The organism is Halosaccharopolyspora lacisalsi (assembly GCF_014137975.1).
GTDB lineage: Bacteria > Actinomycetota > Actinomycetes > Mycobacteriales > Pseudonocardiaceae > Halosaccharopolyspora > Halosaccharopolyspora lacisalsi.
This window is the reverse complement of record NZ_JACGWZ010000014.1, coordinates 1-9,145: the sequence shown is the minus strand read 5'-3', so window position 1 is coordinate 9,145 and position 9,145 is coordinate 1. Positions and strand designations below refer to the sequence as shown.

Here is a 9,145-nt window from a genome sequence, read left to right as displayed (position 1 = left end):
GCCCGCCACCTGACCGCCGACACCGGCAACCCGCCCGGGTGGATGTCCCAACCCGGGGACCGCGTCGCAGTCTCCCCCGATGACGACAACCGCGGCACCGTCCGCGCGCCCCGCTCGGGTCTGCGCACGTGGATCGAACTCGACCGCGGCGACAGCGTCGTAGTTCCCACCACCGACGTGATCCCGCTCGCTCGGATCACCGTCAACGCCGGCCGGAACCCGCGGGCAAGTACCGCCTTCGCCGAGCAGCTACGCCAGGTGTACCCCACTTCACGGCTGGTCGACACCGACCGCGACGTGTTCGGGAACTGCTGGATCGCACTGGAAGCGCCGGTGTTCCGGGAACACCTCGTTCCCGACGTCGCCGGTACGTGAACCCGGCCGTTGGCGCACACGCCCCGGTGTGTGCGCTTCCGGCTTGGCTCACTGCCAGGCACACCAAGACCGAACGGAGTCCCCGCCATGAGCGAACCCGCCCCGAAAGACATCCACACCCACTTTGGCCTGTCCTACGCCAACTACCTGGTCATGCCGCGCGCGTTGCTCCAATCCATGCCAGAGGACTGGCAACACCGATTCGTGGAACTACTCGACCAGTTCGAGAACGCCTTCACCCACGTTGACCAAGCCAGCTCGTACGACGTCACCCCCGGGGAAGGCCGGTATCTCACCGAGGTGAGCCGCCCCGTGCTCGAATCACTCGGGTGGACCGTCCAGCACGGAGCCGACGAAACGCTGTACTACACCCCCGACGGCCACGAGATCACCGGCGCTGAGGCGGACGTGCATCACGTGCTCGTTCCGTCCGCCGATCCCGTGCCGCACTACGACCGGGGACGCGCCTACATCGCCCCGAACCTGTAACCGCCCGGGTGGCCCCGAGACCGATCGGGGCCACCCGTCACTACCGGGCAGGCACGCTAGGTTGACCCTCATGCGCAGACACACCCTGAACCCCGAAGCGCTCGTCGCCGCCGCACTCGGGACCACACTGCTACTGGCCGCGTGCAGCACGGCCACCACCGGTTCCGACGACGCCACCGGCACCACCGGCGCGCCAACACCACCCCCCGCGTCCAGCAGCAGCCCGAACAAGCCGGACACGTTGGCCTACGGAACCGCGAGTAGTGATCCGATCGCTACCACCGTGTCCGCCCCGGAGCCGTTCACCACCAGCACAACCGCAATGCCGCAACGACTGGCCGGGAAACCAGCGTTCAAGGTCAAGATCACGTTCGAGAACACGACCAGCAAACCGGTCAACCCGGCCACCTTGCAGTTCCAAGCCACCACCGGCGGCCAGGTCGTAGAGAAAGTCCAAGACTCGAGCAACGTCGCACCCGGCATCCTCATGATCGGGGACATCCCGCCCGGCGCCACCGGCAGCGGCTGGACCGCATTCGCCGGCCAGCCCGACCAGTCCACCCGCGTCATCGTGTCCGCCATGCTCGGAAACAAGTCCACGACGTTCGCTCACCAGTAAGGGAGCCGCGCCATGACCACCACAACACCCCGTATCCGACTGCTGTGGTGCCTGCACGCACCGGACGACTCGCTCATCCCCGTGCCCGACTGGCCGACCGGCAAGTACCACGCAGACAGCATGGCCCGAATCATGAAGTCCGAGAAGATCACGTTCGGGATGACTCCGCGCGTAACCGTCTGGACGGGATCGCCCCGTGAGCACGCGCGGTTCGTCGCATCGGGCGAACCCATCGACATCTAGCAGACAACACCATCAGCCACCACGCAGAGAGGCGCCCCACGATGGATGATGCCGCCACCAACACCGTCAGCGTCCCCTACGGAGACGCCCGCTTCGTCGCCGCTGCACTCCACGGACTCACGCAGATGATCACGCGCTATCCGGTTTCGACTCCCGAAAACAGAGCCGTCACCAGCATCAACATTGCGCTACTGTCCCGCGCGGCCTACGTGATCGACCACGCCATCCGGCGAGACTGCGACACGGATGGAACCACCCCCAGTGAAGTAGCGGATTGGCGTCACGAGCTACGCAGCATCTACGACAACACTCCGACGTACACCGAGAGCGAGTTACCGGAGTTCATCAACGACCAAACCGTTCCCGGCCGCGTCGAAACCTACAACCAGCATTGCTACAGCGCCTACCCCGACGGGGACTACGGAACGCCCGATGAGGCGCGCGCGTTCGCCTACAAGATCCTGGCCGCGGCGAACTATCACGAGTACCTGACCAGCAGCCAAGCCGGCGCGTAGCATCACCCGCGTACCCACACCCCGCGGCTAGGGGTCGGACACGCGCGATCCCGCCCCCTGGTTGGCACACCTCACCGACCAGGGGGCGGAATCGTCTCGCCACCCGACTTCACACCGCCGGCGGGTCATCTCCCTGACCAGGGCTGTAAACCCACCCGTGCCACACCGCCCGCACCGGTTCATCCCCGGGCGGAGCCTGACGGCCGAAGTACAGATACGGTCCCCGCGACGCCGGCAACGTGCCCTCACCGGACGCGGACTCGGTGTACACCGGAGCGATCACGTTGTTTGGATCGGACCGGCCGGTGATCGCGAACTCCACCCGGTCGGCATTGACCCGCACCCGGAACCCCACGAACCCGGAATCGACCGTGGAGAGCTCCCACCGGTGCCGCTCCACCGTCCCACCGGCCCCACTGTTCAAACTCGGGTCCCACGCGTACACGTACGCCCACTTCGACGCGTCGGAATCCCACGTCGCGAAACTCACGATGTAGCCCGACTTGTCCCCGGAGTCCTCCCACCGGACGAACGCGTCATCGGTGTCACGAGCGAAGAGCACCTCGGCGCGCAGCGTGGACACGTTCGGATCCACCCCCGCCGGCGGCTCCAGATCCATGTCCCACGACATTTGGTAGTTCGTCGGGTTCGGCAGCGGGCACAAGTAGCCCTGCAACACGAAGTGCGTCCTGGTGTTCGGCTGCACCGCCTGCCCGCCGAGCATGTACAGCGCGTCCGCCGGAGCCCGCGCGGGCATGAACCCCCGCAACCGGGCCGACACATCCGTAGTCGCCGTCTGCGGACCGAACAGCCCGTTGCACACCGTGGAGTACCACCACGTCGGGGAGTCCTTCCGGTACCGGAAGTTCCCTTGCCTCGGGTGCGTGTCGATCGCACCCGCGTAGTAGTCCGGGTCCACCGCGATCGCACCGGCCGCACCGGACGGCACCGTCACGTCCTGATGTTCGTGGTGCCGAGCCACGCTGTAGGTCAACGCGAACACGTCCGACAACGACGTGTACCCGGTCATCGTGTCGATCGGCAGGTTCTTATCCAGCAGGCACCACCGCCACCACGACCACCGCTCATCCGTCGGGGGGATGTCGGTGGCTTGCTGCTCGGTGCCGATCACCGGTCCGACCGCCGGCACGGACGCGTCGTAGAACGGCCGCAACACGTCCCGCGTGTCCGTGCTCGATTCCATCGGCACATTCGGCGTCAACGACACCACCATCACGGACTGGTGTGCCGCATACCGGCGAATCAGCCGGATCATGTCGTCCAGAAACGCCGTGATCTGACGGTCCGGCGTCGGACGCGCCCAACCGCCCCCCTCGATCGCGGGGAACCGCAGATCCAGGATCAACACGGTGCGCCGGTCGACCCGCTCGAACGTTTCCGCCAGCGTGATCCACCCGTACTCGTTCGGCTCCAAAAAGCCGAACCACCCTTCGACCGGGTCGGTGTCCCCACGCGGATCCGACGGCCAGATACCGGGAAGCTGCTCGAGGACACGCCACCGCTCGTGATCCTGCTCGTACACAGGTTCGCCGAACACCGTGTTCACGCTGGAAACCACCGGCGTTCCGTCCCGCAAAAACAGCACGGGAAGGTGCATCGCGTCGACCCCGCGCCGCGCGCCGTAGTCCACGCTGCCCCGCGTTGAATTCGGCTTGATCATGTATCCGGCGCCGTCATGCCCGGCCACGACGTTCTGCGCTCCCGCGCGTTGCTCGAGCGCGGCCACCGTCGCCGGCTGTGGCTGGTTCCCGCCACCGCCACCACCACCGTCGCCGGTCACGTACAGGGCCCCGGTGGCGTTGTAGGCCAACCCCCCATTCGGCGCGAGCTTGGTGGTGAACCGCCGCGCGACCGGATCCCACCGCATCCCGTCACCGACCAGCTCGGACCCATCCACCGAAATCGCATACGTGAGATCAGGGGCCCCCTCGCGGGTCACGGTGATGCCGTGATCCCCCCGCACCTCGATCGTCATCGACCCCGCGCAGCCGCACCGGTCAGCCATCCTTCCCACTCTCCCGTTCGTCGCTGTCGGGGGCCGGCGCGATCACCCGCACCACCCCACTCGTGTGCACGGCCACCAGGTCCCCCGCCTCGTTCTCGGCGATCCGCCACGACGCGGTGACCACCTCCGCGGTCCCGCCGGCCGAACCGCCCGGTGCGCCGCGTGGCCGCTGCGCCCGAGCTTGAGCGCGCCGCGCGGCTCGTTCCGGATGTAGCGATCCCGACGCCCCGTACTTAGCCACCGGACGTGCCTCCCGTCTGCTCGTTCGGGTTCTCCCGCTGCGTGTTCAAGCTGATTTGCACCTGCTCAACCGTGTCCTGTGTCCACGACACCTCAACTTCGGACAGCCGGAACAGCTCGGACGTGGGGAACACGTAGTCATCCAGGGACACCCGGAACGGCCGACCCGGAACGAGCTGACCGATCGTGACCGGCGCGCGCGGGGACAGTGCCGCACCGTCCGGCACCTGCACCGTCATCGGAGTCGGCCACCCGTACTCGCGCAGCGACCGCGCCACATCGGCCAGCGCCGACGGCTCTACCTGCTGCCCGGCGTCGGTGAACTGAGTGATCCGGCCGAACCACGGGATCGTGGCCTGATCGTCGTTGGCTTCGCTCGGGTACTTCGCGAACGTCGGGGGCGGGTTGTTCGGGTTCCCACCCGGCGGGACCTGCCCGCCCGGGTCCATCGATTGATCCGCGATCGCGAACCCTTCCGTCGCGGTGTCCAACCCCCGCATGATCACCGAAATGTCGTCGGTGAAGTCGTCACCGGTCAGCCGGTACGGTGCCCGCGACGTGGCGTAGGTATCCGGCACCATGAACACCTTCCGGCCGAGCGTGTACATGTCGATACCGGACTTGATCAGCTCGCGGACCACCTCACCCACCGTCTGACTCCCCGGCCAAATCGTCTCCGGGAACACCTGACGGGACGGTGTATCCCGGTGCACCTCCATGTACTCCGAGATACCCGGGTTGTTGTAGACGTTGCCCGGCGGGAACGTGGCCGTCAGGATCTGCCACAACATCTCGCCGGTATCGACCGGCGCCGACCCCTTGCGGAACTCGTTCGCGATCACCCGCCGATCAAACCAACTGATCATGTCGCGGGCCGGCAGCACGATTTCCGTGCGGTTCTCCTCCGGCTCGATCAACGGGCCCTGCCACACGATGCCGCCATTGCGGTACACCGTCAGCTCATGCGACCACGGCCGAATCTGCCCCAACCCGGGCACACAGTCCCGCGGGATCCTGCTCTTCGGCACCGTCACCGACGCTTCCGAGTAGTCGTCCAACGTGCGACCCCAGCTGCACGCCGTCAACCGCGGCAACCGCAGGTGCAGCCGCCGGCCCCCCTGAAAATGGATCGCCGCGCTGTACTCGTCCGCACACCCCAACTCCCGCGGCATGTCAGATCACATCCTGACGCGCGGCGAACTCGAGCGTGTACCACATATCCGGCGAAATGGACGCTTGCAGCGCGAGCACCTCCACGAACAACGGCGTCGCGCACTCGAACACCGGCCACGAGAACTCATCCCCACGCGGCCCATACAACGTCGCGCTCGTAGTGGTCTGGCCGGCGTCATCGCAGTTGACCAACACGTCCCGCGTACGACCGTCCAGCGTGATGATCGTGCGCGCCGGGATCCACGGAATCGTCACCTCCGTGCACGCCTGGCACGGGTCCAACTCCGGGCCCGGCGGCAACCCCTGAGGGTTCGTGTAGAACCGCACCGTCACCCGCCTCAACTCCTGGCTCCCGCTGTGCACCGTGATGATCGGGACTTTCTCCAGCCACCCCGGCGTCAACCCCCGCGGCACCGGCAACACCCCACGCTGCGCCCGGAACGGCGCCGTCGGGAAACACGGATCCAACAGCACCCCCGGGTTGTTCGGATCCGACCCCGGGAACGGCTCATCCCCCCACGGAGACGACCCCGGACCGCAATACGGGCTACTGTCCATGCAATCCACGGGCGCCGGGCACATCGCGCTGGCCATGATGTCGTAATTGTCGAGGACATCCCGGTACGGCGGGGGACCATCTTGGGCCGAATACACCAGCTCGGGAATCCGGTAGAAGTGCGGCGATCCGGCCTTGAGCGTGAACGTCATCTCCGCGGTCCACCCCCCGGTGACCTGGCGTTCCTGCTCGAGCGTGGGCCCCTCAATCAGCGACACGTCGAACAACGTGCGCTGCACCCGATCACCACCAGACACCGGCGTCCACCCGGGTTCCGGCATCAACCCGCCCGCCCCCGAACAGTCCTCCGGTGACGGATCCGGCGCGTCCGGATCCGGCACCATACGCGGCTCGGGGCACGCCGCGTACACGCACAGCTGGTCACCACTACACCCGGTTTGGCAGTGCGACCCGCGCAGCGTCGACGCCAGCCACGCCTTGCCCCACGACAAAGCCTCAGCATTCGCGGCCAGCAGCATCACCCGACACTCAAGTTCGCGGGAGCCGCGCCGCAACGCGCCGGCCACACCACCATCCGACAGCAGTTCCGTCCACTGTCGCTCTGCCGTACCCGACGACGCGCCGGTGAACTCGAGACCGACCACCCCCCAAAAGTCCGCGCTCGCGGGTTCCCCGATGTCGAACCACGGGGCCGGAACCTCCCCGGTCTCGGCGTTACCCGCCGGATGGGTGTACGGCTCGTGCCCCAACGACTCCCGCAACCCGGCACAGTCGGCGCACTGCACCGGAACCGCGCTGTAGGACGCTGCCCGCACGGAGTTAACGACCTCCACGCCGGCGTAACTGAGCCATCCGGTGAACACCACGTCACACCCCCTCTGGTTCAGGCTTGCGCCGCACGCGCGAGCCGATCGGCCGTTTTCCGCGCCACGATCTCCGGATCCGTCGCCGGCGTGGTCACCGTGATCGGCGCGTGCACCGTCGTGGACGAACCACCACCCGCCGCGCCGGCCGACGCGCCGGCCGCGACACCACCACCGCGGTCGCGGCCACGACCCGCCCCGATCGGCCGTGGCTGCACCCGTCCAGGCTGTCCCGGTGACCCCATCGACACGGGCACCTGCACGCTCGGGATGTCGGTAGTGATGCCGGCCAGGGTGCGCCGCACTCGGCTGTAGCCGTCCCTCAGCCCCTGATCGAGACCGTTCATGATGGCTTCACCGGCGGGGATCAACAACCGGCGGTCATACGACGGTGGGCCCTTGAGATTCTTGATCCACCCTCCGATGTTGCCGAGCCAGCCGGACACGGCGTTCCACGCGGACTTGAGCCCATCCCACAGCCCTTGCAGGATGTCCTTACCGATCCCATACAGCAGGTTCCCCAGCCCGGACAGAACATCTGTGATCTTGCCCGGGATTTCCCGGACGAACCCCACAACAGCGTCAATACCAGCGGTCACGGCGTTTTTCGCCAGGTTCCACGCGCCCGTGAACGCATCCATCAGCAGCGGCCCCAAGTTTTTGATGATCGACCAGACGGTTTGGACCGCACCACGCAGGATCGACCAAATCACGTGCCACGCCGACGTCAAGATGCCCTTGAGCGCGTCCCACGCTGCCGACCAGTCGCCACGCATCACCGCGCCGATGAGCTTGAAAATGTTCGATATCGCGTTGAACAGTCCCTTGACCACGGACACCACCACGGACACGACCGTCTGCACGACCGGAACGAGCCGCTGAAACGCCGGCGTCAAAAACGACACGATCTGTTGAACCACCGGCGCCACCGCGGCCAGAACCTTCCGGAACGACGCTCCGAGCTGCACGAACAACGGCCGTATCAACTGGATCGCCTTCGTCAGCATCGGGAACACCGCCGCGGCCAGCGTCCGCAGGATCGGCATCACCCCACGGATCGCCGGCAAAAGCACGCTCTGGAAGATCACCCCGAGCAGCCGTAGCGGCACTTTCAACAGCCGCACGGCCATCATGATCGCGTTGAACGTCGCCGTGACCGCCTTACCGCCCTGCGCCGAGGTGAAGAACCTGCGCATCGCCGCCGTGGCCTGCACCAACATCGGCAGGATCTTGTTGCCCGAGCTGGTGATCTGGCCGAACACGGCCGCGGTCGTCGCCCCCAGATTCATCACGATCCGCCCCAACTGGCCGAACGTCGTCATCGCACCTTGGATCCACGACACGGCTTGCCCGGACGCCGAGATCTGCTGCAACCACTGCCCGAACGCCGACGCCACCCGCGCGATCGATTGCGCCATTTGCGGCAACGTCGATGACCCGGCCGTGGCCAACGAGGCGAACCCCTTCACCACCTGGCCGATCGCGGGCACGAGCGCGGACACCGCCTTACGCGTGTTCGTGAAAATCGCGTTGATCAGCTTGGTGCCCTGCGCGGAACTGGCGAACTGCACCAACTGCGACGCAGCCTCACCGAACAGCGCCGCGAGCTTGGTCATGCCGGTCTGCAACGGGCCCGTGATCACCCCGGACAGCTGTTGGAGCTGCCCCACCAGCGGGCCGAAGAAGGACTGCTGCACGGCCTGCTGCAACCCATCGAACGCCGGTTTCAGCGTCCGCAAATCCCGCGCGGTCTGCGCCGCGGCCGGAGACAGCCCCTTGAGCGACTCTTGGAACTTCGTGGCGTCACCCCCCAGTGCCGCCCCGAACGCTTCCCCCACACCCTGCAACGCGAGTTTCAGCGTGGCCGTGGCCGCAACCATCCCCCCGATCGCGGCCGGAACCGCCGCGATGATCCCGAGCGTGGACGACAACTCCGCACCGAGCTGCACCGCAGCCGCGGCGACACCGGCCAGCGCCACCCCCGACGCGGCGATCCCAGCCGCCGACGACGTGGCAGCCTTACCCATGCCCTGAAACGCCGACGCCGCCCCCGACAACGCCGATGAGGCTGCCTGGCCGATACTC

General features: G+C 67.0%; 10 protein-coding genes. 5 read left to right on the top strand and 5 right to left on the bottom strand.

Features of this window, described 5'->3' with window-relative positions; translation table 11 throughout:
* The 5 genes from FHX42_RS25710 to FHX42_RS25690 form a co-directional block, all read left to right on the top strand.
* Positions 1–375, top strand: a 375-nt coding sequence (locus FHX42_RS25710) for a hypothetical protein (protein WP_182547064.1), incomplete at its 5' end; no start/stop codon positions are given.
* Positions 376–462: 87 nt separating this feature from the next.
* Entirely contained in the window at positions 463–864 is a 402-nt protein-coding gene (locus FHX42_RS25705; RefSeq protein ID WP_182547033.1) for a hypothetical protein, read from the top strand.
* Between the two features lie 70 nt (positions 865–934).
* Positions 935–1,483, top strand: coding sequence for a DUF4352 domain-containing protein (locus tag FHX42_RS25700; RefSeq protein ID WP_182547032.1), 549 nt, complete (start codon positions 935–937; stop codon positions 1,481–1,483).
* Positions 1,484–1,495: 12 nt separating this feature from the next.
* Positions 1,496–1,726, top strand: a complete 231-nt coding sequence (locus FHX42_RS25695; RefSeq protein WP_182547031.1) for a hypothetical protein — start codon at positions 1,496–1,498, stop codon at positions 1,724–1,726.
* 41 nt (positions 1,727–1,767) lie between these two features.
* Positions 1,768–2,241: a hypothetical protein gene (locus FHX42_RS25690; protein WP_182547030.1), complete on the top strand. Its 474-nt coding sequence runs from the start codon at positions 1,768–1,770 to the stop codon at positions 2,239–2,241.
* Between the two features lie 109 nt (positions 2,242–2,350).
* Here FHX42_RS25690 and FHX42_RS25685 read toward each other — a convergent pair whose 3' ends face one another.
* From FHX42_RS25685 to FHX42_RS25665, 5 genes are all read right to left on the bottom strand, one after another.
* Positions 2,351–4,267 carry a hypothetical protein gene (locus tag FHX42_RS25685; protein WP_220480899.1) on the bottom strand — a complete coding sequence of 639 codons (1,917 nt, stop codon included), beginning with the start codon at positions 4,265–4,267 and terminating at the stop codon, positions 2,351–2,353.
* Entirely contained in the window at positions 4,260–4,508 is a 249-nt protein-coding gene (locus FHX42_RS25680; protein WP_182547062.1) for a hypothetical protein, read from the bottom strand. The genes FHX42_RS25685 and FHX42_RS25680 overlap by 8 nt, the downstream gene beginning before the upstream one ends.
* On the bottom strand, positions 4,501–5,679 hold the full coding sequence (locus FHX42_RS25675; RefSeq protein WP_182547061.1) for a hypothetical protein: 1,179 nt from the start codon (positions 5,677–5,679) through the stop codon (positions 4,501–4,503). Before FHX42_RS25675 ends, FHX42_RS25680 begins: the two co-directional genes overlap by 8 nt.
* Before the next feature lies 1 nt (position 5,680).
* A complete protein-coding gene (locus FHX42_RS25670) occupies positions 5,681–6,841 on the bottom strand; it encodes a hypothetical protein (protein WP_182547060.1) in 1,161 nt (386 codons plus the stop codon).
* Between the two features lie 239 nt (positions 6,842–7,080).
* Positions 7,081–9,145, bottom strand: a 2,065-nt coding sequence (locus tag FHX42_RS25665) for a phage tail protein (RefSeq protein ID WP_220480898.1), incomplete at its 5' end; no start/stop codon positions are given.

What these genes read in the sequence shown, in the direction of transcription:
- FHX42_RS25705 (WP_182547033.1), top strand. Translation starts at nt 463, where the DNA reads ATGAGCGAACCCGCCCCGAAAGACATCCACACCCACTTTGGCCTGTCC.
- FHX42_RS25700 (WP_182547032.1), top strand. Translation starts at nt 935, where the DNA reads ATGCGCAGACACACCCTGAACCCCGAAGCGCTCGTCGCCGCCGCACTC.
- FHX42_RS25695 (WP_182547031.1), top strand. Translation starts at nt 1,496, where the DNA reads ATGACCACCACAACACCCCGTATCCGACTGCTGTGGTGCCTGCACGCA.
- FHX42_RS25690 (WP_182547030.1), top strand. Translation starts at nt 1,768, where the DNA reads ATGGATGATGCCGCCACCAACACCGTCAGCGTCCCCTACGGAGACGCC.
- FHX42_RS25685 (WP_220480899.1), bottom strand. Translation starts at nt 4,267, where the DNA reads ATGGCTGACCGGTGCGGCTGCGCGGGGTCGATGACGATCGAGGTGCGG.
- FHX42_RS25675 (WP_182547061.1), bottom strand. Translation starts at nt 5,679, where the DNA reads ATGCCGCGGGAGTTGGGGTGTGCGGACGAGTACAGCGCGGCGATCCAT.